We start from the raw sequence: 23,629 nt of genomic DNA on the forward strand, positions 1-23,629 counted from the left end.
AGGTGGCGGCGTCGCGAGCGTCGCGAGGCGCGTGCGATGGCAAGGCGCGGACGCGAAGGCAGGCTGGATCGCCTTTCGAGCGGCCGCAACGCCGCCAGCGTGCGTGTATCGCGGCGCGCAGCAGGCGGCATCTACTGGCGGAATCTCTAAACCCGCGCGCGGCCGGTAGGCTTGCGCAACGTGTGCGGAGTCTTCGGCGTATGGGCCCCGGGTGAGGACGTCGCCAAGCTGACCTACTTCGGTCTCTACTCGCTGCAGCACCGCGGCCAGGAGTCCGCCGGCATCTCGGTCAGCAACGGGCGCCAGATCCTCGTCTACAAGGACATGGGCCTGGTCTCCCAGGTCTTCGACGAGAACACACTGGAGTCGTTCGCGGGCCATCTCGCGGTCGGCCACTGCCGCTACTCCACGACCGGCGCCAGCACCTGGCAGAACGCCCAGCCGACCTTCCGTCCCACCGAGGACGGCTCGATCGCACTCGGCCACAACGGCAACCTGATCAACACCGCCCAGCTCGCGGCGATGGTCAAGGACCTTCCCAGCGACGAGGGCGAGCTCGACATCCACGCCCGCGACCTGGAGTCGTCCACCAACGACACCAGCCTGGTGACCGCGCTGCTCGCGCACCACCCGGACTCCTCGCTCGAGGCGCGCGCGCTGGAGCTGCTGCCGCAGGTCCACGGCGCCTTCTCGTTCGTCTTCATGAACGAGAACACCCTGTACGCCGCCCGCGACCCCGAGGGCATCCGCCCGCTCGTGCTGGGCCGACTCGACCGTGGCTGGGTCGTCGCCAGCGAGGACGCCGCGCTCGCGACCGTCGGCGCCAGCGTGATCCGCGAGGTCGAGCCGGGCGAGCTGCTCGTCATCGACGAGGACGGGCTGCGCTCCCACAGGTTCGCCGAGACGCGGCGCAAGGGCTGCGTGTTCGAGTACGTCTACCTCGCCCGCCCCGACGCCACCATCGCGGGCCGCAGCGTCCACGAGGCCCGGGTCGAGATGGGTCGCCAGCTGGCCCGCGAGTTCCCGGTCGAGGCCGATCTGGTCATCCCGGTCCCCGAGTCCGGTACGCCGGCCGCCTCCGGCTACGCGCTGGAGAGCGGCATCCCGTTCGGGCAGGGCTTCGTCAAGAACGCCTACGTCGGCCGCACCTTCATCCAGCCGTCGCAGACCCTGCGCCAGCTCGGCATCCGGCTCAAGCTCAACGCCCTCGAGCACATGATCCGCGGCAAGCGGGTCGTCGTGGTCGACGACTCGATCGTGCGCGGCAACACCCAGCGCGCCCAGGTGCGGATGCTCCGCGAGGCCGGCGCGACAGAGGTCCACGTGCGGATCTCCAGCCCGCCGGTGAAGTGGCCCTGCTTCTACGGCATCGACTTCGCGACCCGCGCCGAGCTGATCGCGAACGGCCTCGACCCCGCCGAGATCGCCGCCAGTGTCGGTGCCGACAGCCTCGGCTACATCTCGCTCGACGGCATGGTCGAGGCGACCGGCCAGCCGCAGAGCACGCTGTGCACGGCCTGCTTCACCGGCGAGTACCCGATCGAGCTGCCCGACGAGAGCCTGCTCGGCAAGCACCTGCTCGAGGCCACGCTGCGTCCGCACGGCGAGGCCCTCCCCGTCCTCAACAATCCATGATGGAGTGACCGTGGCTGACAACGCCTACGCCCGCGCCGGCGTCGACATCGAGGCCGCGGACCGCGCCGTCGACCTGATGAAGGAGTGGGTCGAGAAGGCGCGTCGCCCCGAGATGCTCGGCGGCCTCGGCGGCTTCGCCGGCCTCTTCGACGCGAGCGCGCTGACGTCGTACCGGAAGCCGCTGCTCGCCACCTCGACCGACGGCGTCGGCACCAAGGTCGCGGTCGCGCAGCTGATGGACAAGCACGACACGATCGGCTTCGACCTGGTCGGCATGGTCGTCGACGACCTCGTCGTGTGCGGGGCCGAGCCGCTGTTCATGACCGACTACATCGCCACCGGCAAGGTCGTCCCCGAGCGGATCGCCGCGATCGTCAAGGGCATCGCCGAGGCCTGCGTCGAGGCCGGCTGCGCGCTGGTCGGCGGCGAGACCGCCGAGCACCCCGGCCTGCTCGACCCGGACGAGTACGACGTCGCCGGCGCCACCACCGGCGTGGTCGAGGCCGACGACCTGCTCGGTCCCGGTCGGGTGCGTCCCGGCGACGTGGTGCTCGCGATGGCCGCCAGCGGCCTGCACTCCAACGGCTACTCCCTGGCCCGGCACGTGTTCTTCACCCAGGCCGGCTGGACCGTCGACCGCCACGTCGAGGAGCTCGGCCGCACCCTCGGCGAGGAGCTGCTCGAGCCCACCCGGCTCTACACCAAGCCCTGCCTCGCGATCGCGCGCGAGACCGAGACCCACGCGATGGCCCACGTCACCGGCGGCGGCCTCGCCAACAACCTCGCCCGGGTGATGCCGCCCGAGCTCAAGGCCACCCTCGACCGCGCCACCTGGACCCCCGCCCCCGTCTTCGACCTGGTCCGCCGCCTCGGCGACGTCGCCCAGCCCGACCTCGAGGCCACCCTCAACTGCGGCGTCGGCATGGTCGCCCTCGTCGCGCCCTCCGCCGCCGCCGCCGCCCTGGCCCGCCTGGCCGAGCTCGGCATCGACTCCTGGGTGGCCGGCGAGGTCGCCGTCGACCCCGCGCAGAAGGGCACCGTCGAGCTGGTCGGCCAGCACCCCGGCTGGTGACGTCGGCCTCACGCTCCGGCGTGGCGTCGTCCCCGGCGTGCGGGAACAGCCACCGGCCATGTACCGTTGGACCCACGAGACTCTGATTCAGCAGTCCGGGGCCCGGAGGGCACCCGGCCAAGTGTGCGAGGGGGCTGGACCCTATGGGCCGCGGCCGAGCGAAAGCCAAGCAGACCAAGGTCGCGCGCGACCTGAAGTACCGCACTCACGACACGGATCTCAGCGCTCTCGCGCGTGAGCTCCACGGTGAGCCGGTCGACCGGGAAGAGGCGGCGCCCGACGACGCCGACCTCGACAAGTGGTCGGACTACGCCGACCGCGACTGACGCGGCACCTCACGCATCACCACGACATCCCCGTGGGTGCCGTAGCCGGCCAGCCTGCCGCCGTACCGATGCCCGTCGAAGGTCACCAGCCGCCACGCGTCGCCCGGCACGCCCGGGTCGGGCGGGACGACGGTCGGCCACGGGATGTTGGTGGGGTACGGCGCGGCCAGGGTGCCGACCTCGCGTAGGGCGGTGTCGAACACCGGGAACCGGCCACGGACCGTCCGGCGGTTGTCCCTGCCGTCGCTGGCGAGCACCTTCCAGTCCTCGCCGACGCGGAGCAGGGTGGTGCCCTCGGTCGCGCGCCGGTCGGTCGCCGCGCCCCGCAGCGCGAGGTGGTCGAGGGTCGGGCCGGCGGCGAGCACCGGGTGGAAGTCGAAGAACCTGCGGGCGCTGACGTAGCCGACCAGCCAGCCGCCGGTTCCGTCCGTCCCACCGACCCGCACCAGGTGCGGGTCCCACATGCCGACGCTCGGGCCGTCGGCGGGCAGGTCGAGCCGCCGGGTGGGCAGCACGTGCTGACCACGGGTCAGGTCGGCGGCCGACTCGGCGAGCGTGATCCCGAGCGCGCCGGGGACCCGGTCCGCCTTCCGTGCGGGGAAGTCCGACCAGGTGCTCGTGGCGACCAGCCAGCGCTCGCCGTCGCGGACCAGGTGCGTGGCGTGGTCGCCGTACACGCCCGGCCGGTCGGGCCGCTCGAAGAACAGGTCGCTGCGCCAGGCGAGCTCGCCGGCGGGGGAGAGCGACCACACCGACGTGTGCGCGGTGTCGAAGAACCCCGGCCCGGCGCTGGTGGCGGTGAGCAGCACGTCCCCCTCCGCCGTCCGGTACGGCGACCCGTCGGCGTGCGACACCAGCCGGATGTCGCGCAGTCCCAGCTGGCCGAACGCCCCGGCGCGCACGTCGTCGACCCCGCCCGAGGCCTCCCACGTCAGCCCGGCCAGCCACTCCGGGTCCCGGGTGTCGGGGCCGCCGGCCTCGCGCAGGTCGATCCGCCCCCGCACGACCCAGGCGTCCCCCTCGAGGGTCAGCACCGCGAGATGGCTCCCGGTCAGCGTGAGACCGAGCCGCAGCGGCGGCGTCGCCACCCGTCCGTACCGCCGGCTGCGCACCGCCTGCTCGCCCACACGCAGCGACGCCCGGCCGTCCTCGAGCCGGACCGCCAGCCGGGTCCCGTCCGGGCCGGCCAGCCTCAGCTCCGCCGCGGCACCGGTCAGCCCGGCCTCGACCGCCCCGAACGGCGCGCGCAGCGGGAACGTGTCGGGCGCCGCCACCAGCGCCACGGGCCGGTGGCGGGCGACGATCTCGAAGCGCGGCAGCACGCGCGCACCCTACGCGGCATGGTCGCGTTCCTGCCCGGCCACCTCCCACGGTCGGCGCGCGGGACGCGGCTGCCAGAATCTGGCCCATGTCCGCCCTGGTCCTGACCGTCCTGCTCCTCCTCGGGGCGCTCGCCCTCGCCGTCACCGCACCGCGCCTGCGCCTGCGGCGCTGGATGGCCGTGGTGCCCGCCCTGCTGGGCGTCGTGGTGCTGGTGTCCTCCGCCACCACCATCGTCGAGGCCAAGAACGTCGGCGTGGTCACCACCTTCGGCAAGCCGCGGGCCGCGTTCGGGCCCGGCCTGCACCTGAAGGCGCCGTGGGAGAAGGTCACCGAGCTCGACGGCACCATCCAGACCCAGGAGTACTCCGGCGACGGGTGCATCCGGGTCCGCATCGGCGACGGCACGACGGCCTGCGTCACCACGACCATCCGGTGGCGGATCGTCGGGGAGAAGGCCGACGAGATCTACTCGTCGTACCGCTCCGACGACGTCAACGCCAACGTCCGCAAGGCGCTGGTCTCCACGGTCTTCAAGGCAGCCGTCAACCAGGTCCTGGGCGGCTACGACCCCACCGAGGAGATCCGGGTCATCGACCCGACCGCCGAGAACGCCGCCGACGCGGACTTCGCGCCGGACTACGACGCCATGGCCGCCGAGATCGGGGAGTCGATGAGCGCGCGAGTGACCGCCGGCGGCAGCCTGATCCGGGTCGAGACGATCACCCTCTCCTACCTGGAGCTCAGCCAGACCACCCAGAAGAAGATCAACGACTTCCAGGCCGAGGTCGCCAACACCCAGGTCGCCCTCCAGCGCAAGGCCACCGCCGAGGCGCAGGCCGCCGCCAACAAGGCGCTCGCCGAGTCGGTCAGCCAGGACCCCAACGTGCTCGTGTCGCGCTGCCTCGACACGCTGCAGCTGATGGTCGAGGACAAGCAGCCCGTCCCCGCCGGCTTCTCGTGCTGGCCGGGCGGCGGATCGGCGGTCGTGCTGCCGCAGGCGAGCCGCTGAGCATCGGTCAGGCGAGCTCGAGCCGGCCCTCCTTCAGGGTGACGCCGGTCGCCTGCAGCTGGCGTGCGCCGCGTACGAGGGAGGCGATGGTGCGGGCGGCGGTCGCGTGGTCGAGCCCGTGCGGCGGGTGGATGTTGGAGACGCAGTTGCGGGCCGAGTCCGGTGTGCCCGGCCGGGGCGCCCAGGTCAGGTAGGCGCCGAGGCTGTCCGCCGTGGTCAGCCCGGGCCGCTCGCCGATCAGCACCAGCGTGAGCCGTGCCCCCCACGCCGCGCCGACGTGGTCGGCGAGCGCCACCCGGGCCTGGGAGGCGACCACCGGGGGCGCCCAGCGGGTGCCCGGCAGCAGCGGCAACAGCTCCCGCAGCACGCCCGCGGCGTGCCGCTGCACGGCGGTGGCGCTCAGGCCGTCGGCGAGGACGACCACGATGTCCGCGCCCGGCTCGGCCGGCGGCAGCGGGTCGCGGAGCCGGCGCCCCAGGTCCGGCCGGGTGAGGTACGTCGCCCGGTCGGGCGCCGCGGAGGCGACGAGCACCGGCTCCGTGAGGCCCGGGACGGCGGCGAGGTCGGCGACGAGCGCCGGGACGTCGAGGGGCGTATGCACGGCGTCGCGCGCGGCCGCGTGGGCGCTCGCGAACTCCAGCCGCTCACGGGTGCCGGGCGCCTCGCCGTGCCGGGACTGCCCGATCCGGGCCGGGGTGTGGGCGCGCAGCGCCGTCCAGAAGTCGCTCCCTGCGGGCCGGCTCATACGAGCTCCCGCAGGAGGCTGCGGGCGGGATCGACCGGGCGGATGCCGCCGTCCTCCGCGAGCAGGCCGACCCGCTCCAGCCAGGCCTCGAACTCCGGCGCCGGCCGCTTGCCGCCGATGCGGCGCGCGTAGAGGGCGTCGTGGTAGCTCGTCGACTGGTAGCCGAGCATCACGTCGTCGGCCCCGGGCACGGTGATCACGAAGCTGCATCCGGCCGCCACCAGCAGTGTCAGCAGCGTGTCGGTGTCGTCCGAGTCGGCCTCGGCGTGGTTGGTGTAGCAGACGTCGACCCCCATCGGGACCCCGAGCAGCTTGCCACAGAAGTGGTCCTCCAGGCCGGCGCGGACGATCTGCTTGCCGTCGTAGAGGTACTCCGGGCCGATGAAGCCGACCACCGTGTTGACCAGGAAGGGGTCGAAGGCCCGCGCGACGGCGTACGCCCGGGCCTCGAGCGTCTGCTGGTCGACGGGACGGCCGCCCGTGCCGTGGTGCGCGCCGGCGGAGAGCGCCGAGCCCTGACCGGTCTCGAAGTACATCACCTGTCCGCCGACCTCGCCGCGGGCGAGCGAGAGGGCGGCCTCCCGGCCCTCGGCGAGGACGGCGAGATCGACGCCGAAGCCGGCGTTCGCGGCCTCGGTGCCGGCGATCGACTGGAACACCAGGTCCACCGGCTCACCCGCGGCGACCAGGTCGATGGTGGTCGTGACGTGCGTCAGCACGCAGGACTGGGTGGGGATCTCGTAGCGCTGCCGCACGTCGTCGAGCAGCCGGAGCAGGCGGGCGACCGTCTCGGGGTTGTCGGAGGCGGGGTTGATCCCGATCACCGCGTCCCCGCAGCCCAAGAGGAGGCCGTCGAGCACCGCCGCGGCGACGCCGGCGGGATCGTCGGTGGGGTGGTTGGGCTGCAGCCGGGTGGCCAGCCGCCCCGAGAGGCCCACGGTCGAGCGGAAGCCGGTCACCACCTCCGTCGCCGCGCCGACGGCGATGAGCTCCTGGTTGCGCATCAGCTTGCTGGCCGCCGCCACCATCTCCGGCGTCAGGCCCGCCGCGACGGCGGCGAGCGCGGACGAGGCCCCGGGGCCGGCGGCGGTGGCGAGCAGCCACTCCCGCAGGCCCCCGACGGTCAGGTGCTGCAGCGGCGCGAACGCGAGCCGGTCGTGGCCGTCGAGGATCAGCCGGGTCACCTCGTCGGTCTCGTACGGCACGACCGGCTCCTCGAGGAAGGCCGTCAGCGGTACGTCGGCCAGCGCCCACTGGGCCGCCGCCCGCTCCGCGGCGGACTCCGCGGCACATCCCGCGAGGACGTCGCCCGAGCGCGCGGGCGACGCCTTGCCGAGCACCTCCACCAGCGAGGAGAAGGTGTACGACCGGCCTCGGGCCTGGTGCGCGTACCTCACGCCGGCTCCCTTCGTCGTGGGTCCACGGACCGGCCAGCGTAGGCCGGCCCGCCGGTCGGGCGCGTCGGTCGATCGACGTATCCCGCGGACAGCCTCCCGAGGACACCGTTACGGCGGACCGCTCCGTTCGTGAAGGTCTGGTTTCGCCCACGCTCGGGCGCCCCGCAGATACGTCAAACGACCGACGCGCCGCCCCGCCCGGGCTTCCTACGGTCCTCGTCACCGCCGGGTGTGTGACCCGGACCGCACGACGAGGAAGCAGGACGCATGGACAACCTGACGGGGCGCGTGGCGCTCGTGACCGGCGCCGCCCAGGGCATCGGGTACGCCGTCGCGACACGGCTGGCCGAGGCCGGGGCGCAGGTCGTGGCGACCGACGTGCGCGACCAGTCGGACCTCGGCGACCACATCGTGACCCGGTCGCACGACGTCACGTCCGCGCAGCGCTGGGCCGAGGTCGTCGGCGAGACCGTCGCGGAGCACGGCCGGCTCGACATCCTCGTCAACAACGCGGGCGTCTCCGGCTACGACCAGCTCCACGAGCTGCCGCTGGCCGAGTGGGAGCGGATCGTGGCGATCAACCAGACCGGCGTGCTGCTGGGCATGCAGGCCGCGCTCGGCCCGATGCGACAGCAGCGCTCGGGCGCGATCGTGAACATCTCGTCGATCTGCGGCGCCACCTCGGTCCCGGGCGTCGCGGCGTACCACTCCTCGAAGCACGCCGTGCTGACGATGACGAAGAACGCCGCGGTGACCTACGCCCGCGAGGGCATCCGCGCGAACGCCGTGCTCCCGGGCTGGATCCGCACCCCGCTGACCCTCGGCCAGACCGACGACCTCAACGAGGCCTTCCTCGACGCCACGCCGATGGGCGCCGGCGGCGAGCCGGAGGACGTGGCCGACGCCGTCTGGTTCCTCGTGTCCGACCGCGCGCGGTTCATCACCGGGGTCGACCTGCCGGTCGACGGCGGCTACCTGGCCCGCTGACCCGCCCCGACACAGAACGGATCGAGAGAGAGCGACATGGACCGACTCAAGGACAAGGTGGCCGTGGTGACCGGCGGCGCCGTCGGCATCGGCCTGGCCACCGCCCGGCTGTTCGCCGAGGAGGGCGCGACGGTCGTCGTCGCGGACCTGGAGAAGCCCGAGCAGGAGGTCGACGGCCCCGACCTGGAGTACGCCGAGCTGGACGTGACCGACGAGCACGCCTGGGCTCGGGTGGTCGACGAGGTCGTCGCCCGGCACGGCCGGCTCGACGTGCTGGTCAACAACGCGGGCGTCATCGACTACGCCGCGATCGACGCCGTCACCGCCGCGGACTGGGCGCGCGTGGTCGGCGTCGACCAGACCGGGGTCTTCCTCGGGATGCGCGCCGCGCTCGGGCCGATGCTCGCCCAGGGCTCGGGGTCGATCATCAACCTCTCCTCGGCCTGGGGCGTGGTCGGCTCGGAGGGCGTCGCGGCGTACCAGGCGGCCAAGGGCGGCGTGCGCGGCCTGACCCGCAACGGCGCGGTGACCTACGCGCGCCGCGGCGTCCGCGTGAACACGGTGATCCCCGGCTGGGTGACCACCCCGCTCACCGACGCGCAGCCCGCGGAGAAGAACGCCGAGGTGATCGCGCTGACACCGCTCGGCTACGGCGCCGAGCCCCGCGACATCGCGTGGGGCTGCGTCTACCTCGCCAGCGACGAGTCCCGCTACGTGACCGGCAGCGAGCTGGTCATCGACGGCGGCCTGCTCGCCCAGTGACCGACCCGACGAGAGGACATCCGATGAGCCGCACCCTGACCGTGGCCGCCGCGCAGTTCGAGCTGCGCGAGGTCGACTCCTTCGACGCCTGGGCCGACCAGGTCCGGGCGCTGCTGGACCGGACGCCGCACGCGCGGGTGGTCGTCCTGCCCGAGCTGGTCACCGAGTCGCTGTTCACCACCGACCCCGGCTGGCGCGAGCACGAGATCGCCCAGCTCACCCGGATCGCCGAGCACACCGACGCCTACGTCGCGCTCTTCACCGAGGAGGCCGCGCGCCGCGGCCAGTGGATCCTGGCCGGCACCCACCTGGTGGCCACGCCCGGCGGGCACGAGAACGTCGCCTTCCTCTTCGGCCCCGGTGGCGAGGTCCACCGGCACGCCAAGACCCACATCTTCCCGGCCGAGGCCGACTGGGACACCGGCGAGGGCGACGAGCTCGCCGTGCACGAGATCGACGGCGTCACCGTGGGGATCGCGATCTGCTACGAGGCGGAGATCCCCGAGGTCTGCACGACGCTGACCGCGATGGGCGCCGAGGTGCTGCTGGTGCCGTCGTACACGTTCACCGAGGCGGGCTTCTGGCGGGTGCGGCACTGCGCCGCGGCCCGGGCGATCGAGAACCAGGTGTACGTCGTGCACTGCCCGACCGTCTCCCACCTGGACGCCCCGCTCGCGCCGGGCTGGGCGCGGGCCTCGGTGCTGTCGCCGTGCGACCTCGCCTTCCCCGCGAACGGGGTCCTCGCCGAGGCGCGCACCAACGAGCAGGACGCGATCGGCTACGAGCTCGACCTCGACCTGCTGGCCGAGAACCGGCGCACCGGCGCGGCCACGACCCACAAGGACCGCGGCCGGCGTCGCGATCTCTACGAGAAGTACGCCCACCTCACCCTCTGACCCGAACCGCCCGAACCCCCAAGGAGCAACGCCATGCCTCTCAACCTCCCGGAGGGCAAGAAGATCGCCGTCAACATCGGCGCCGACTTCGACGCCCACGCCGTGTGGATGGGCACCTTCGACAAGACCAGCCCCAGCTACCTCTCGCGCGGGGAGTACTGCGCGACCGTCGGCGTACCGCGGCTGCTCGACCTCTTCGAGCGCTACGACATCCAGGGCACCTGGTGCACGCCGGTGCACACGATGGAGACCTTCCCCGACGCGTTCGCCAGGATCGTCGAGGCGGGCCAGGAGGTCGCCGCCCACGGCTGCTACCACGAGTCCGTCCCGAGCCTGGACCGGGACACCGAGATCCGCCTCATGGAGCAGACCATCGAGGGCCACCTCAAGCATGTCGGCAAGGCCCCGCGCGGCTACCGCTCGCCCGCCTGGGACTTCACCGAGCACACCCTGGAGCTGCTGGAGAAGACCGGCTTCGAGTGGGACTCCTCGCTCATGGGCCACGACTTCCAGCCCTACCACCCGCGTCCGGTGGACGTGCGCTGGGAGGAGGGCTCGGTGTTCGGCCCGCCGAGCCCGCTGCTGGAGTTCCCCGTCTCGTGGTACCTCGACGACTTCCCGGTCGGCGAGTACATCCCCGGCGTGAACCCGGGCCTCGGCTCCAGCGAGGTCATGTTCCAGCGCTTCCAGGACCACTTCGACTTCGCCTACCAGCGGGAGACCGACCCGGTCCTGGCGATCACCCTGCACCCGCAGACCGCGGCCCGCGCCCACCACCTGCTGGGCCTCGAGCGGCTGCTCGACCACATGGCGTCCCACGAGGGCGTCTGGTTCGCCTCGCTGAGCGACATCTACGACACCTGGACCGAGGACTGATCCGCCGGCACCTGTCTCGGGCTCACCGGGGCGCAGCGTCGCGCCCGTCCCGACCCCCACGTTCGAAGGAACCCACCATGAAGCACCGTCCCCTCCTCTCCGCCGCCGTCGCCGGCGTCGCCGTCTGCCTGGCCATGGCCGGCTGCTCCTCGGGCGTCACGGACACGGCGTCCGCGTCGACCGAGATCATCGACGCCCCGGTCAGCGATCCCGCCGACCTGAAGATCGCCTACTTCTCGGCCGGCACCAGCAACTCCTACCTGCAGGCCGCGATCGACGAGGCGAAGAAGACCGCCGGCGAGATCGGCGCCGACCTCGACGTCTTCGACGGCGCGTTCGACGCGCAGGTGCAGTTCGACCAGATGCAGCAGGCCCTGACGAGCGGCAAGTACAACGCCTTCGTCGTCGAGCCCAACGACGGCAACCTGGTCTGCGACATCCTCACCCAGCAGGCTCCGGAGAAGAACGTCCTGGTGTCGGTGTTCAACCTGCCGATCTGCGGGCGCGCCACCGAGCTCGGCGAGGAGACGCACCAGCCCGGCACGATCACGTACGTCGGCGGGCAGACCCTCGACGTCTACGAGGACTGGGTCCAGGACGTGATCGACTCCCACCCCGACGGCGCCAAGATCGCGCTCGTGTCCGGGCCGGACCTCAACGCCAACACGCTCTGCTTCTTCGAGGCGGCCAAGGCGTTCGAGGAGGCCGAGGGCTTCGAGGTCGTCGCCAAGCAGACCACCGACTACACCACGCCCAAGGCGTTCGACGCGGCCCAGACGATCGTCCAGGCGAACCCGGACGTCGACGTGATCATGTCGAACTTCTCCGGCATGACCCGCGGGGTCGTCGAGGCGGTCGGCAACAAGGACGTCGAGATCTACGACTTCGGCGGCGACGAGTGGGCGCTGCAGAACGTCGCGTCCGGTGCGCTGACCAGCTCGGTGATGATGCTGCCCCGCGTCGAGACCCGGGAGGCGATCGAGGCCGTCGCCCGGTACGTCGAGGGCGAGGACGTCCCGGTGTTCATCAACCTCGCCGAGTCCGACACCCTCCCCGGCACGCCGTTCGCCACCAAGGAGAACGTCGCGCAGTTCACGGCCGAGTACTGAGCAGGGTCCTGGAGACCGTCATGAGCGACATCCACACGCCCGCCATCTCCTGCCGCGGCGCGCGCAAGGTCTTCGGCGGCGCGGTCGCCGTCGCCGGCGCCGACCTCACCGTCCGTGCCGGGGAGGTCCACGCCCTCGTCGGCGAGAACGGCGCTGGCAAGTCCACCCTCCTCGGCATGGTCAGCGGCCGGCTGTCCGCCGACGCGGGAGTCGTCGAGGTGTTCGGCCACCGGATGCACGGAGGCAACCCGCGCGAGAGCCGGGAGCGCGGCCTCGTGGCGGTCTACCAGGAGCTGACCATGGTGCCGGGCCTGACCGCGGAGGCGAACGTCTTCCTCGGCCAGGTCCGGACCCGGCGCGGTCTCCTGGACGGCCGCGCGATGCGGCGGCGCTACCTCGAGCTCTGCGCGGACCTGGAGATCGACGTACCGCCGACGGCGCTGGCCCGGGACCTGTCGGTCTCGCAGCAGCAGATGCTCGAGATCATGCGCGGCATCGAGAGCAACGGCCGGGTGCTGGTGCTCGACGAGCCGACGGCCGCGCTGGCCGAGCACGAGCGGGAGACGCTCTACCGGATCCTGCGCCGGCTGACGGCACGCGGGACGACGATCGTCTTCGTCAGCCACAACCTCGACGAGGTGCTGGACCTGAGCGACACCATCACCGTGCTGCGCGACGGTCACGTCGTGCGCAGCGCCCCGCGCGGCGAGTGGAGCAGGCCGACGCTCATCGAGCACATGGTCGGGCGCACGGTGGACAAGCTCGCCGACCGCGGCACCCACCCGTTCGGCGCGGAGGTCCTGGCGGCGCGCGGCGTCGAGCTGCCGGGGGTGCTGCACGACATCGACGTCACGGTCCGGGCCGGCGAGATCGTCGGACTCTGGGGGCTGGTCGGCTCCGGTCGGACGACCTTCCTCCGCTCGCTCGCCGGTGCCGAGCCGGCCTCGTCCGGCGAGCTGCGCCTGGCCGGCGAGCCGGTGCCGTGGCCACGCTCGGTGCGCCAGGCGGTCGGCCGGGGCGTGGTGATGGTGCCGGAGTCCCGCAAGCAGGCGCTGGTGCTCGGCATGGACGGCGTCAGCAACTACCGGCTCGGTCGCGACGACGGCCGACGGGTCTTCCTGGACCGTGGCGCCGAGCGGGCCGAGGCGGCCGAGACCGCCGACTTCTTCGCCTTCAAGCGCTCGCGGCTCGGCGAGCCGGTGCGCAACCTGTCCGGCGGCAACCAGCAGAAGGTGCTGCTGGCGAAGTGGGCCGGACACCGGCCCGACGTCTTCCTCGTCGACGAGCCGACCCGGGGCATCGACATCGGCGCGAAGGCCGAGGTGCTCACCTCGCTGGTGCGCCTGGCTGCCGAGGGTGCCGCGGTGGTCGTCACCTCCTCGGAGCTGGAGGAGGTGCTCGCGATCGCCAACCGGCTCCTGGTCTTCGCCCACGGCTCCGTCGTGCGCGAGATCCCCAGCGACGACCCCGAATTCAACGTCGACGCCGTCGTGCGTCACGGCTTCAGCACAGGAGAGACCCATGAACCCGTCCACTGAACTCTCGCCCGCCGGGCCGGTGGCCGCCATGCCGCCGGCCGAGGGCGCCTCGCTCGCGCCGCTGGCCTCCCGTTTCGCGATGATCGTGGTGCTCGTCGGCCTGGTCGCGCTCGCGAGCATCCTCTACCCGGGCTTCCTCGCCCCGGCCAACCTGCGGGACCTGCTGCTGCAGAACACCGCGGTCGGCATCGTGGCGCTCGGCATGACGTTCGTGATCATCTCGGGCGGCTTCGACCTGTCGGTCGGCGCGACGTACGCGCTGGGGGCGACCGTCTCCGCGGGCGTCGCGCTCTCCACGGGGTCGCCGGTCGTGGGCATCGGCGCGGCGGTCCTCGCCGGTCTCGTCTGCGGGGTCGCCAACGGCGTGCTCGTCGCCCGGGTGGGGATCAACCCGTTCGTCGCCACGCTCGGCAGTGCGTCGGTGATCTCCGGGGTCGCTTACCTCTACTCGAACTCGGCGCCGTTCATCGTGTCCGACCCGAGCTTCAAGATCCTCGCCCGCTCGAGCGTCGCCGGGATCCCGACGCCGATCCTGATCCTCGTCGTCACGTTCGTGATCGGCGGGATCGCGCTCGCGATGACCCGCTACGGCCGCAACATCTACGCCGTCGGCGGCAACCACGAGGCGGGCTGGCTCTCCGGCCTGCGGGTCAAGGACCTGACGGCCAGCGTCTACGTCCTCACCGGCGTCCTGGCGGCGTTCGCGGGCACCATCGACGCCTCGCGGCTCGGCGTCGGCCAGGCCGACGTGGGCGCCAACATCGCCCTCGACGCGATCGCCATCGTGATCGTGGGCGGTACGTCGCTGCGCGGCGGCGAGGGCGCGGTGTGGCGCAGTGCGGTCGGCCTGCTCATCTTCGCGACGCTGACCAACCTCTTCTACAGCCTCAACCTGTCGCAGAACTGGCAGCTGATCGCCAAGGGGACCATCGTGCTGCTCGCCGTCGCGCTCGACTCCTGGTCGCGCAGCCGGCGCTCCTGAGCGGCGATCGACCGGCGATCGGCGAGCGCGGCCGGGCCCGGGCGGCGCCGTCTATCCTCGGGGGAGGGGCTCGGGCTCTGCTCGGAGGGGGAAAGGAGGGGGCCGTGCCCAACGACGAGACCACCGTCGCGACCGCGCACGAGATCGTCCTGACCCCCGGCGGCGAGCTCTCCACGGTCCGCGGGGTCGGTGCGGAGGTCGCCGGGCGCCTCGAGGGCCTGCTCGACATCGCCCGGCGGGCCGGCCGGCTCGCAGGCCACCACGAGCTGTCGTTCTACTGGCGCGACGACGACAACCGGGTGGTCTTCGCCACCGTCCGCTCGCCGGGTCACGAGTCCCGCACCTCGCTCTCCTGGGTCGACGAGGCGGAGCTCCCGCACGGCATCACGCAGCGCGAGCTCGACGTCCTCACCCTGCTGGTCGGCGGCCTCAGCAACGCCCAGATCGCCACCCGGCTGTGGACCAGCGTCCGCACCGTCTCCACGCACGTCGAGCGGGTGCTGGCCAAGCTCGAGGTCGCGACCCGGGCCGGTGCCGCGGCGGTCGCGGTCGAGGAGAGCCTGCTGGTGCTGCCCGTCCCGGGCGGCCCGGAGGGCTTCGAGCGGCTCCTCATCGGCCGTCTCAGCACGCCCGACCCGGAGCCGGCGCCACCGCTGCTCGGGCGTCGTCCGCCTCCGCCGCCGCGCAGCGGCCGTCGCTCGGTACGCCGGCCGATCCTGCTCGGCAGCGCCTTCCCGACGACGGGCCAGATCGCCGACGACGGCCTCGAGATGGTGCGCGCCAGCCAGCTCGCCATCGACGAGATCAACGCGCGCGGCGGGATCAGCGGCCGCCCGGTGAAGCTCGTCAACGTCGACCTGGACATCCGGAGCTCGGTCTCCGTCGCGCGGGCCTTCGACGAGCTGGCCGGCCTCGACGTCGACGCGATGGTGTCGGGCTACCTCGACGACCAGCGGGTGGCCCACGAGATCGCCGCGGAGCACCAGGCGCCGTACCTCCACGCCGCCACCCTGGACTCGATGGTGCGGGTGGTCGAGGACAACCCGGGCCGCTACGGCAACGTCTTCCAGATCTGTCCGAGCGACACCAACTACGGACCCGGCTTCGTCAACGCGATGAGCTTCCTGCGCGAGTCCGGGCAGCTCTCGCCCCACTCCCGCTCGCTCGCCGTCGTCCGCGGGCGGTGGAAGCTCGGCGACCTGGGCCTGGAGGACGCCGTCGCGCGGGCCGAGCGCGACGGCTGGCGCATCGACTACCTCGCCGACGACGTCGTCGGGGACGAGGCCTGGCGCGAGCACGGCCGCCGGGTCGCGCAGTTCGCCCCCGCCGCGGTCCTGATCGGCACCTACTTCGAGGACGAGGCCGCGCAGTTCGTCCGGGCCTTCCAGGCCGACCCGGCGCCCACCGTCCTCTACGCCCTCTACGCGCCCTCCATCCCGCGGTTCCGGATCGACCTGGGGCCCGCTGCGGAGGGTCTGCTCTGGGCCACGACGACGGGCACCTACTCCGACGACGTCGCCCGCCGCTTCTCCCAGCGCTATCGCGACGCGTGGGCGGTCAGCCCCGGCCGCTCCCATGCGGGCATCGCCTACGACCGGGTGCGGATCCTCGCCTCCGCCTGGGCCCGCGCGGACTCACCCCGCGACTTCGCCTCGGTGATCGAGTCGCTGCGCCAGGGCGTCCACCGCGGCGTCAACGGCGCCTACAGCTTCGCCAACGCCGGCCAGTCCGCGCTGTCCTACCCGATGGCGACGCCCGACCCGTCGATCGGCATGGCGCACCTGGTGTTCCAGATCCAGGACAACCGGCAGCGGATCGTGCACCCCGAGCCCTACACCGAGGCGCGCTTCCGGCGCCCGGCCTGGTGGCCGGCCTGAGTCTCGGTCCGGGGTCCACCGGGTCCCGTCAGGCGACCAGGTCGTCCCAGCCCGCCGCGAGGTAGTCGAGGAACGCCGGGCCGACGTGCTCGGCGGCGAGCACGTCGCGCGGGACCGGGCGCGGGCGCGCGGTGAAGTCCGCGTCCGCGACGGCCCGGGCCGCGAAGTCGTGGTGCAGGATCGCGCCGATGCCGACGGTCACCACGTCGGCTCCCCGGTCGAGGCACCACTGCGCGTCCGCGGCGGACAGCACGCCGCCCGCGACGCCGAGCAGGGCGCCGTGGCGGGGGAGGTCGGTGAAGCGCTCGATCAGCAGGCCGTCGTGCTCCTCGGCGCGGGGTCCCATCCGCACGTCCCACAGGGACATGTCGAGGTAGTCGAGCAGGCCGGTCGCCAGCACGGCGCGGGCGGTCTCGCGGCCCTCCGGCAGCGCGATGCCGTAGCCCTCGGGCGTCAGCCGCAGCCCGAGCTGGAAGTCCGGGCCGGTCGCGGACCGGATCCCGTCGAGGACCTCCAGGAGGACCCGCATCCGGTCCTCCAGCGCGCCGCCGTACCCGTCCTCGCGGTGGTTCGAGCGCGCGTCGAGGAACTGGGCCAGGAGGTACCCGTGCGCGCCGTGCACCTCCACCCCGTCGAAGCCGGCCTCCTCGGCCCGCACCGCGGCGGCGACGAAGTCCGCGACGACCCGCCGCACCCCGTCGGTGGTCAGCGCCACCGTGTCCTTGGCCGGGTCCGCCCACGGTCCGACGTTGGCCACGCCGTTGAGCGCGGCGTCGGCGCGCCGTCCCGCGTGGTGCAGCTGGACGGCGGACCGGGTCCCGGTCGTCCGCAGGCTCTCCGCCAGCCGCCGCAGCCCCGGCAGGTGCTCGTCGCCGGCGATGCCGAGCTGGCCGCGCCAGGCCCGGCCCTCCGGCGTGACGTACGCCGCGCACGTCATGGTCAGTCCGAAGCCGCCGCGCCCGCGCGCGACCAGCCAGTCGTGCTCGTCGTCGCTCAGGGTGCCGTCGTCGTTGCTCTGCACGTTCGTCAGCGGAGCCAGGGCGAAGCGGTTGGCCCAGGCGGGTCCGCGCCGCGGCGTGACCGGGTCGGAGAGGGAGTGCACCCCGCCATCCTCCCAGCGCGCCGCACCCGGAACGACGAGACCCCGCCGGCGTACGGCGGGGGTCTCGCTGCTTGTGGGCAGGGGCGGGGTCGAACCGCCGACCTTCCACTTTTCAGGCGGACGCTCGTACCAACTGAGCTACCTGCCCAAGCAGTCGCACACCTTACCGGAGGGTGGGCCGTCGTACGAAAGCGGCGGCCACCTGCGGACGCTTCGTCTCGGTCGGCCCCGCACGCGACCGGGATGTCGCCGTCGCGTTCTACCGCCGGCAGGGGTTCGAGCCGGACGGTGCCGTCCGGGTCGAGCCCGAGGGCCGGGAGCTCCGCATGGTGCGCCCGCGACCGGCCACCGCCTGACGATGAGCGGCCCGACCACCCCGGGGACTATGCTGGCCCGCGCCGTGGAGGACCCGTCCCCACGGCGGGCCCCCATCGTCTAGCGGCCCAGGACACCGCCCTTTCACGGCGGGTACGCCGGTTCGAATCCGGTTGGGGGTGCGCTGGTCTCCGGCTCCGAGCCGACGCGGCTCCCGATTGGGTGCCCTGGAGCAGCATGGGTTAGAGTTCCATCCGCTGCGCACGCGAGTGCGTCAGCGACAACCAGGCCCCGTAGCGCAGTTGGTTAGCGCGCCGCCCTGTCACGGCGGAGGCCGCGGGTTCGAGTCCCGTCGGGGTCGCCAGGCTCAGGCGACCTGTGTCTGCGGAAAGCGCAGACCAGGTCGCCTGGTGTGTTGGTGGCGGCCTTCGGCCGCGAGGCATGTGGGTCAACCCGGCAGAATGACTCGCATGCCCGTCGAGATGAGCCCCGAGGACTTCGACGCCCTCGTCGACCGCGCCCTCGACGGGATCCCCGAGGAGCTCGCCCGCCTCGTGCACAACGTGGTGGTCCTGGTCGAGGACGAGCCGCCGGCGGGGGAGCCCGACGACCTCCTCGGCCTGTACGACGGCGTGGCGCTCACCCAGCGCGACGGGTCCCTGATGCCGCAGCTGCCCGACCGGATCTTCCTCTTCCGCGGCCCGCTGCTCGACATGTGCGACGACGAGGAGGACCTCGCCGAGGAGGTCCGGATCACCGTGGTCCACGAGGTCGCCCATCACTTCGGGATCGACGACGCGCGGCTGCACGACCTCGGCTACGCCTGAAGGCTGGGGCGGGTCCCGGACCCGGTGCCGCCGCCCTGCCAGGCGACCGGGGGCGCGCCGACCGACTGGCGGCGGAACTCGCCGAGGAACCAGATCTGGAACGCCCGCTGCTCGGGCGTGCGCGGCGCCGTCAGCAGCCGCTGCGCCCGGGAGAACTCGTCGGCCGCGTCGAGCAGGTCGATCAGGCCGCCGATCTGCCGCGCCGTCTCCCGCGGCATCCGCAGCCGCAGGTCGATGGTGTCCCGCCCGTCGGCGTACGCCTTGTCGACCTGCTCGCGGCCCATGTTGGAGCGCAGCGGCCGCTCCAGCGCGTCGAAGTGCTCGGAGAGGACCTTGGCGAGCGGGTAGTCGTCCTCGTGGGCGAGCGCGAGCAGCCGGATCTCGCGGCGCAGGTCGCGGTAGTGGCGCTGGAACCGCCCGAAGTGGCCGATCGGCACGCCGTTGATCTGGACGCCGACCTCGCCGACCCGGGTGTGGTCGGCCTGGAGGGACGGCATGCTGTGGGTCTGCTGGTACGGCGCCCCGCCGGTCTCGGACAGCTCGGGGGCGGGCTCGAACCACACCGCCTTGCCGTCCTCGTCGATCTCGGCGCCCCACGCCACCGATGCGCGGGCGACGATGTCGAGGCCGCGGCCGACGGTGGTCAGCGCGGCGAGCTGCTCCTCGTCGAGGGCGTCGAAGGCGTCGAGGTCGAAGGCGTCGATGTCGAACCCGCTCGCCTGGGTCGACGGCTGGGGCGGGATGACGGAGGCGTCGTGGACCTCGAACCGGGGGTGCTGGGTCGTGCCCCGCACCTGGAGCCGGACCGGGGCGGCGCCGTGCAGGACCGCGTTGGTGACCAGCTCGGAGACGGCGAGCTCGGCGCAGTCGGCCAGATCCTCACGTCCCAGCTGTCCGCAGGTCTGGACCACCCAGCGTCGTGCGTCGTGCACGATCCGTGGCCCGGGGGCCAGGTCCAGTGTCTGCCGGTGCTGCACGGATGAGCCTTCCACTGTCCGGTCGGTGGGGGTGCCGATCCCGGGTGCGATACCCCGGCCCGAGTCCCACTAAACCAACACCGCGAATGATCTTTGGCGACGCCGCGCCCGGCATGTGACGGACCCGACCTTGACCTCAGGTTGGGGGTCGTGCAGCGAACGCGGGACAATGAGCGCAGAGGACGTCACCGCGTCGTCAACCGAGGTGCCCAGGAGGAAGCCATGGCAGCAGGCGACACCCAGCCCGACCTGCCCGACCGCATCATCGTCCCCCGCTCCGACCGTCATCAGGTCGTCGTCATCGGCTCCGGCTTCGGTGGCCTCTTCGGCACCAAGGCGCTGCGCAAGGCCGACCTCGACGTCACCATGATCGCGAAGACCACGCACCACCTCTTCCAGCCGCTGCTCTACCAGGTGGCGACCGGCATCCTCTCCGAGGGCGAGATCGCCCCGCCGACCCGCGAGGTCCTGGCCAACCAGAAGAACGCCCAGGTCCTGCTCGGCGAGGTCACCCGGATCGACCTCGAGAACCGCCAGGTCACCTCCCACGTCCTCGGCCGCGAGCTCGTGACGCCGTACGACTCCCTGATCGTGGCCGCCGGCGCGGGCCAGTCGTACTTCGGCAACGACCACTTCGCCGAGTTCGCGCCCGGCATGAAGAGCATCGACGACGCCCTCGAGCTGCGCGGGCGGATCTTCGGCGCCTTCGAGATGGCCGAGCTCGGCGCCTCCCGCGGCGAGAACGTCGACCACCTGCTCACCTTCGTCGTCGTCGGCGCCGGCCCGACCGGGGTGGAGATGGCCGGCCAGATCGCCGAGCTCGCCCACCGCACGCTCACCCGCGACTTCCGCGCGATCAGCTCCCGCCACGCCCGGGTGATCCTGGTCGACGCGGCGCCGCAGGTGCTGCCGCCGTTCGGCGCCAAGCTCGGCACCTGGACCCAGGCCAAGCTCGAGAAGCTCGGCGTCGAGGTCATGCTCGGCGCGCTGGTCTCCGACGTCGACGAGCGCGGCCTGACCGTCAAATACAAGGACGGCAGCGAGCAGCGGGTCGACGCGGTCACCAAGGTGTGGGCCGCCGGCGTCCAGGCCAACCCGCTCGGCAAGCAGCTCTCCGAGCAGACCGGCGCCCCGCTCGACCGCGCCGGCCGGATCTCGGTCAACCCCGACCTCACCCTCCCCGGCTACCCCGAGGTGTTCGTGGTCGGCGACATGATCTCCCTCGACAACCTCCCCGGCGTCGCGCAGGTCGCGATCCAGGGCGCGAAGTACGCCGCCAAGGAGATCGAGGGCCGGTTGGAGGGCAAGCCCGCCCAGCCGCCGTTCAAGTACTTCGACAAGGGCTCGATGGCCATCATCAGCCGCTTCCGCGCGGTCGCGATGGTCGGCAAGCTCCGGCTGACCGGCATCCTCGCCTGGCTGATGTGGCTGGTCGTCCACCTCTTCTACATCACCGGCTTCAAGAACCGGGTCACCGCCGTCATGCACTGGTTCGTCTCGTTCATCGGCAAGGGCCGCTCCGAGCGGACCTCGACGGAGCAGCAGATCTTCGCTCGGGTCGCCCTCCAGCGCCTCGCCCGCGGCGCGACCGACCTGGTCTCCCAGCCCGGTGAGTACGACGAGGCGCAGCGTCGCGCCGAGCTCGAGGCGCAGGCCGCCGAGGAGGCTCGCCTGAGCGACGAGAACAAGCGTGGGGTGAAGGTTCCCGGCTGACGCCGGGTCGCGGCGCGGGGCTGCATGGATCCCCGGACATCCGGGGATCCATGCGCTTGTCAGGTGTTGCAACACCTGACAAGCGCATGAACCGCCTACCCGATGTGACCCGTGGGACTGCTGGGACTCCGTTCCCGGATGGCGCGCGGGAGGATGAACACACCCTCCGCCTCGGCGGTGACGCCGTCCGGGCCGATCATCCGGGCCTTGGCCCAGGTCTTGATGCCGTCCTCGCGGTCGATCCACGCCTCGGCGCGCAGGTCGCCCAGCGGCGTGCCCTGCCGGTAGACGATCGTCAGCGTGCCGGTCATGCCGGGCCGGCCGGCCGCGCCGACGGCGTGCCCGAGGAGCTGGTCGAGGAGGAGGGACACGACGCCGCCGTGGACCAGGCCGGGCGGCCCCTCGTACGCCGGCCCGCAGTGGAACTCCGTCGCCGCCCGGCCGCTGGGGTCGGTGCTGACCTGGAGCGGCGGCGCGATCGGGTTGCGTAGCCCGATGACCGGGTTGCCCCAGGGGCGGCGCCGGCCGCCGGTGAGGTGCTGCTGGCCGAGGGTCTGGGTACGACGGACCTTCCGCAGGCGCGCCACCGCAGCCTCGACGTCGGCCCGGGCGGCGCGGACCTCGTCCTCGTCGACGTCCGACATCACGCACAGGTCGATCAGCTCGCGGGCGGCCTCGGCGAGGGGCCGCCACACGGCCGCCTCCTGCTCGACCACGGCGGCGGGGGTGTCGTCGGCGGCGGGGAGGTGCCAGTTCATGGGCGCCAGAGTAGAACACGTTCTCGTTCTGCCGGTGGGAAAAGCCGTTGACCGGGAGTGGTGGGATGGAGCCATGACCGTGCTCGTGCCCCCCGACTCCGCCCGCTGGCTGCAGTGGGCGGCGATGGTCGAGGACTTCGGCGGGACCACCGAGATGCACGGCTCGGGGTACTGGCACCTCGAGGGCGACCCGGTCCCGACCGCGGCCGGCTGCGCCGCCTTCGTGACCATGACCGAGGCGACGGCGAGCGCCGACCTCGACGGGACGCGGGTCGCGTCGACGTACTTCTGGATCGCGGGAGGCGACGGCGCGCCCGACGACGACCTGGTCGGCTTCCTCCACCTGCGACACACGCTCAACGCGTGGCTGTTCGAGGAGGGCGGTCACATCGGGTACTCCGTGCGCCCCGCGGCGCGCCGCCGCGGCCACGCCTCGCGGGCGCTGGCCCTCGGCGTCCGCGCGGCGGCCGGGCTCGGGATCGAGCGGGTGCTGGTCACCTGCGACGTCGGCAACGACGCCTCCCGCCGCACGATCGAGGCCGGCGGCGGGCGGTTCGAGGACGAGCGCAACGGCAGGCTGCGCTTCTGGATCCCCGCGGCGGGCGCGGTCAGCTGACGGGACCGGCGACCGCGTCGTCCGCGGGGTCGGGTCGCAGGCCCGGGCGGAGCCGGTAGAGCACGGTCGTGAACCAGTGCGGGTCGACCATCGAGCGGGTGATCACCACCAGCGGCAGCCCGTCCCGCTCGATCAGCACCGTCCACCGGCGGTCGCCGGGCTCGCCCACGATCGCGATCGGCGTGTACGGGCTCGCCACGTCGACCACCTCGGTCGTCCCGTGGCGCTTGATGGTGAGCTGGCCGCGCCGGACCGCGAGCTCGGTGGTGGTGCAGCCGGCCCGCACCGCCCACACGACGAGCAGCAGGAGGCCCAGGGTCGCGGCCACGCCGACGGTCGCCGTGGTCGGCTCCTTCGCGGCGACGTACGACGCCAGGCCGGTCCCGGCCAGCACCGCGAGCAGGACGACGGACAGGGTGCGCCGCAGCCCGCCGCGCACCGGGAACTGCGCGTCCGTGCTGGCGTTGAGGGCGGTGAGGTTGTCCTCGGGCTCGGTCCACCGGCCGTGCCGGACCTCGGGCGCGGCCCGGACCCGTGGCGGCGGCGCGGGCCGGACCGGGTCGGGTGGGGGCGCCGGCGCGACGGGGCCGGGGCGGCGGGGGGTGCAGCGGCGGTCGGGGCGGGCGCCGCCGGCCCGGTCTTCTGCGGCAGGTCGGCGCGGAGCGCCTCGACCACGGAGCGGCCGAGGTCGGTGCTGTCGAGGCCGCCGGCCTGGGCGATCCGCGACGGCGGCTCCGGCGGCGCGTCGACCCCGAGGGCCTCGAGCACCGAGCGGCCCGCCGACGTC

The 23,629-nt window shown here is 73.0% G+C and carries 23 protein-coding genes and 3 tRNA genes; 18 read left to right on the top strand and 8 right to left on the bottom strand.

Going from position 1 to position 23,629, the window contains the following annotated elements:
* The first annotated feature begins 171 nt into the window (after window positions 1–171).
* From purF to FIV44_RS20535, 3 genes are all read left to right on the top strand, one after another.
* Window positions 172–1,635, top strand: coding sequence for an amidophosphoribosyltransferase (purF, locus tag FIV44_RS20525; RefSeq protein WP_141006066.1), 1,464 nt, complete (start codon window positions 172–174; stop codon window positions 1,633–1,635).
* Between the two features lie 10 nt (window positions 1,636–1,645).
* Window positions 1,646–2,707, top strand: coding sequence for a phosphoribosylformylglycinamidine cyclo-ligase (purM, locus tag FIV44_RS20530; RefSeq protein ID WP_141006067.1), 1,062 nt, complete (start codon window positions 1,646–1,648; stop codon window positions 2,705–2,707).
* A gap of 143 nt (window positions 2,708–2,850) precedes the next feature.
* Entirely contained in the window at window positions 2,851–3,033 is a 183-nt protein-coding gene (locus FIV44_RS20535; RefSeq protein ID WP_141006068.1) for a DUF3073 domain-containing protein, read from the top strand.
* Here the strand turns inward: FIV44_RS20535 and FIV44_RS20540 are convergent.
* A complete protein-coding gene (locus FIV44_RS20540) occupies window positions 3,015–4,355 on the bottom strand; it encodes a hypothetical protein (protein ID WP_141006069.1) in 1,341 nt (446 codons plus the stop codon). The genes FIV44_RS20535 and FIV44_RS20540 overlap by 19 nt on opposite strands.
* Window positions 4,356–4,441: 86 nt before the next feature.
* On the opposite strand from FIV44_RS20540, the gene FIV44_RS20545 reads away from it, so the two are divergent.
* Entirely contained in the window at window positions 4,442–5,365 is a 924-nt protein-coding gene (locus FIV44_RS20545) for an SPFH domain-containing protein (RefSeq protein ID WP_141006070.1), read from the top strand.
* A gap of 7 nt (window positions 5,366–5,372) precedes the next feature.
* On the opposite strand, the gene eutC is transcribed toward FIV44_RS20545, so the two are convergent.
* On the bottom strand, window positions 5,373–6,110 hold the full coding sequence (gene eutC / locus FIV44_RS20550) for an ethanolamine ammonia-lyase subunit EutC (RefSeq protein ID WP_141006071.1): 738 nt from the start codon (window positions 6,108–6,110) through the stop codon (window positions 5,373–5,375).
* The gene (locus tag FIV44_RS20555; protein ID WP_141006072.1) at window positions 6,107–7,507 is read right to left on the bottom strand and encodes an ethanolamine ammonia-lyase subunit EutB; all 1,401 of its coding nucleotides are present in this window, start codon (window positions 7,505–7,507) and stop codon (window positions 6,107–6,109) included. Before FIV44_RS20555 ends, eutC begins: the two co-directional genes overlap by 4 nt.
* Before the next feature lie 267 nt (window positions 7,508–7,774).
* On the opposite strand from FIV44_RS20555, the gene FIV44_RS20560 reads away from it, so the two are divergent.
* The 8 genes from FIV44_RS20560 to FIV44_RS30730 all read left to right on the top strand — a co-directional run bounded on the left by FIV44_RS20560 (window position 7,775) and on the right by FIV44_RS30730 (window position 16,534).
* Window positions 7,775–8,494 carry an SDR family NAD(P)-dependent oxidoreductase gene (locus FIV44_RS20560; protein ID WP_141006073.1) on the top strand — a complete coding sequence of 240 codons (720 nt, stop codon included), beginning with the start codon at window positions 7,775–7,777 and terminating at the stop codon, window positions 8,492–8,494.
* A gap of 36 nt (window positions 8,495–8,530) precedes the next feature.
* Window positions 8,531–9,256, top strand: a complete 726-nt coding sequence (locus tag FIV44_RS20565) for an SDR family NAD(P)-dependent oxidoreductase (RefSeq protein WP_141006074.1) — start codon at window positions 8,531–8,533, stop codon at window positions 9,254–9,256.
* A gap of 23 nt (window positions 9,257–9,279) precedes the next feature.
* Window positions 9,280–10,152: a carbon-nitrogen hydrolase family protein gene (locus FIV44_RS20570; RefSeq protein ID WP_141006075.1), complete on the top strand. Its 873-nt coding sequence runs from the start codon at window positions 9,280–9,282 to the stop codon at window positions 10,150–10,152.
* 33 nt (window positions 10,153–10,185) lie between these two features.
* Window positions 10,186–11,028 carry a polysaccharide deacetylase family protein gene (locus tag FIV44_RS20575; protein ID WP_141006076.1) on the top strand — a complete coding sequence of 281 codons (843 nt, stop codon included), beginning with the start codon at window positions 10,186–10,188 and terminating at the stop codon, window positions 11,026–11,028.
* Window positions 11,029–11,105: 77 nt separating this feature from the next.
* On the top strand, window positions 11,106–12,137 hold the full coding sequence (locus tag FIV44_RS20580; protein WP_141006077.1) for a sugar ABC transporter substrate-binding protein: 1,032 nt from the start codon (window positions 11,106–11,108) through the stop codon (window positions 12,135–12,137).
* Window positions 12,138–12,157: 20 nt separating this feature from the next.
* A complete protein-coding gene (locus FIV44_RS20585) occupies window positions 12,158–13,675 on the top strand; it encodes a sugar ABC transporter ATP-binding protein (protein ID WP_141006078.1) in 1,518 nt (505 codons plus the stop codon).
* The gene (locus FIV44_RS32495) at window positions 13,659–14,657 is read left to right on the top strand and encodes an ABC transporter permease (protein ID WP_141006079.1); all 999 of its coding nucleotides are present in this window, start codon (window positions 13,659–13,661) and stop codon (window positions 14,655–14,657) included. Before FIV44_RS20585 ends, FIV44_RS32495 begins: the two co-directional genes overlap by 17 nt.
* Before the next feature lie 104 nt (window positions 14,658–14,761).
* The gene (locus tag FIV44_RS30730; RefSeq protein ID WP_246086521.1) at window positions 14,762–16,534 is read left to right on the top strand and encodes an ABC transporter substrate-binding protein; all 1,773 of its coding nucleotides are present in this window, start codon (window positions 14,762–14,764) and stop codon (window positions 16,532–16,534) included.
* A gap of 28 nt (window positions 16,535–16,562) precedes the next feature.
* On the opposite strand, the gene FIV44_RS20600 is transcribed toward FIV44_RS30730, so the two are convergent.
* On the bottom strand, window positions 16,563–17,636 hold the full coding sequence (locus tag FIV44_RS20600) for an NADH:flavin oxidoreductase (RefSeq protein WP_141006080.1): 1,074 nt from the start codon (window positions 17,634–17,636) through the stop codon (window positions 16,563–16,565).
* Window positions 17,637–17,710: 74 nt separating this feature from the next.
* Window positions 17,711–17,784, bottom strand: a tRNA-Phe gene (locus FIV44_RS20605).
* A 25-nt stretch (window positions 17,785–17,809) separates the two neighbouring features.
* Between FIV44_RS20605 and FIV44_RS20610 the strand changes: the two genes are divergently transcribed.
* The 4 genes from FIV44_RS20610 to FIV44_RS20625 all read left to right on the top strand — a co-directional run bounded on the left by FIV44_RS20610 (window position 17,810) and on the right by FIV44_RS20625 (window position 18,778).
* Entirely contained in the window at window positions 17,810–17,992 is a 183-nt protein-coding gene (locus FIV44_RS20610; RefSeq protein ID WP_141006081.1) for an N-acetyltransferase, read from the top strand.
* A gap of 68 nt (window positions 17,993–18,060) precedes the next feature.
* Window positions 18,061–18,133, top strand: a tRNA-Glu gene (locus tag FIV44_RS20615).
* A 105-nt stretch (window positions 18,134–18,238) separates the two neighbouring features.
* Window positions 18,239–18,315: transfer RNA gene (locus tag FIV44_RS20620), tRNA-Asp, on the top strand.
* A 106-nt stretch (window positions 18,316–18,421) separates the two neighbouring features.
* The gene (locus FIV44_RS20625) at window positions 18,422–18,778 is read left to right on the top strand and encodes a metallopeptidase family protein (protein ID WP_181410726.1); all 357 of its coding nucleotides are present in this window, start codon (window positions 18,422–18,424) and stop codon (window positions 18,776–18,778) included.
* Here FIV44_RS20625 and FIV44_RS30735 read toward each other — a convergent pair.
* Complete coding sequence (locus FIV44_RS30735; protein ID WP_181410727.1) at window positions 18,769–19,755, bottom strand: ATP-binding protein; 987 nt, start codon at window positions 19,753–19,755, stop codon at window positions 18,769–18,771. The genes FIV44_RS20625 and FIV44_RS30735 overlap by 10 nt on opposite strands.
* A gap of 222 nt (window positions 19,756–19,977) precedes the next feature.
* Here FIV44_RS30735 and FIV44_RS20635 point away from each other — a divergent pair, with 222 nt between their 5' ends.
* Entirely contained in the window at window positions 19,978–21,468 is a 1,491-nt protein-coding gene (locus FIV44_RS20635) for an NAD(P)/FAD-dependent oxidoreductase (RefSeq protein ID WP_141006084.1), read from the top strand.
* Window positions 21,469–21,563: 95 nt separating this feature from the next.
* Here FIV44_RS20635 and FIV44_RS20640 read toward each other — a convergent pair whose 3' ends face one another.
* On the bottom strand, window positions 21,564–22,226 hold the full coding sequence (locus tag FIV44_RS20640) for a PaaI family thioesterase (RefSeq protein WP_141006085.1): 663 nt from the start codon (window positions 22,224–22,226) through the stop codon (window positions 21,564–21,566).
* Window positions 22,227–22,299: 73 nt separating this feature from the next.
* Here FIV44_RS20640 and FIV44_RS20645 point away from each other — a divergent pair, with 73 nt between their 5' ends.
* Entirely contained in the window at window positions 22,300–22,842 is a 543-nt protein-coding gene (locus FIV44_RS20645; protein ID WP_141006086.1) for a GNAT family N-acetyltransferase, read from the top strand.
* On the opposite strand, the gene FIV44_RS20650 is transcribed toward FIV44_RS20645, so the two are convergent.
* Entirely contained in the window at window positions 22,835–23,281 is a 447-nt protein-coding gene (locus tag FIV44_RS20650) for a hypothetical protein (RefSeq protein WP_141006087.1), read from the bottom strand. The two genes, FIV44_RS20645 and FIV44_RS20650, sit on opposite strands and share 8 nt — an antisense overlap.
* Between the last annotated feature and the right edge of the window lie 348 nt (window positions 23,282–23,629).

The sequence above is a fragment of the Nocardioides humi genome, from assembly GCF_006494775.1.
Taxonomy (GTDB): domain Bacteria; phylum Actinomycetota; class Actinomycetes; order Propionibacteriales; family Nocardioidaceae; genus Nocardioides; species Nocardioides humi.

Coding starts and splice junctions, on each gene's coding strand:
- FIV44_RS20535 (WP_141006068.1), top strand. CDS start 2,851: ATGGGCCGCGGCCGAGCGAAAGCCAAGCAGACCAAGGTCGCGCGCGAC.
- FIV44_RS20545 (WP_141006070.1), top strand. CDS start 4,442: ATGTCCGCCCTGGTCCTGACCGTCCTGCTCCTCCTCGGGGCGCTCGCC.
- eutC (WP_141006071.1), bottom strand. CDS start 6,110: ATGAGCCGGCCCGCAGGGAGCGACTTCTGGACGGCGCTGCGCGCCCAC.
- FIV44_RS20560 (WP_141006073.1), top strand. CDS start 7,775: ATGGACAACCTGACGGGGCGCGTGGCGCTCGTGACCGGCGCCGCCCAG.
- FIV44_RS20565 (WP_141006074.1), top strand. CDS start 8,531: ATGGACCGACTCAAGGACAAGGTGGCCGTGGTGACCGGCGGCGCCGTC.
- FIV44_RS20570 (WP_141006075.1), top strand. CDS start 9,280: ATGAGCCGCACCCTGACCGTGGCCGCCGCGCAGTTCGAGCTGCGCGAG.
- FIV44_RS20575 (WP_141006076.1), top strand. CDS start 10,186: ATGCCTCTCAACCTCCCGGAGGGCAAGAAGATCGCCGTCAACATCGGC.
- FIV44_RS20580 (WP_141006077.1), top strand. CDS start 11,106: ATGAAGCACCGTCCCCTCCTCTCCGCCGCCGTCGCCGGCGTCGCCGTC.
- FIV44_RS20585 (WP_141006078.1), top strand. CDS start 12,158: ATGAGCGACATCCACACGCCCGCCATCTCCTGCCGCGGCGCGCGCAAG.
- FIV44_RS32495 (WP_141006079.1), top strand. CDS start 13,659: ATGAACCCGTCCACTGAACTCTCGCCCGCCGGGCCGGTGGCCGCCATG.
- FIV44_RS20625 (WP_181410726.1), top strand. CDS start 18,422: ATGCCCGTCGAGATGAGCCCCGAGGACTTCGACGCCCTCGTCGACCGC.
- FIV44_RS20635 (WP_141006084.1), top strand. CDS start 19,978: ATGGCAGCAGGCGACACCCAGCCCGACCTGCCCGACCGCATCATCGTC.
- FIV44_RS20640 (WP_141006085.1), bottom strand. CDS start 22,226: ATGAACTGGCACCTCCCCGCCGCCGACGACACCCCCGCCGCCGTGGTC.
- FIV44_RS20645 (WP_141006086.1), top strand. CDS start 22,300: ATGACCGTGCTCGTGCCCCCCGACTCCGCCCGCTGGCTGCAGTGGGCG.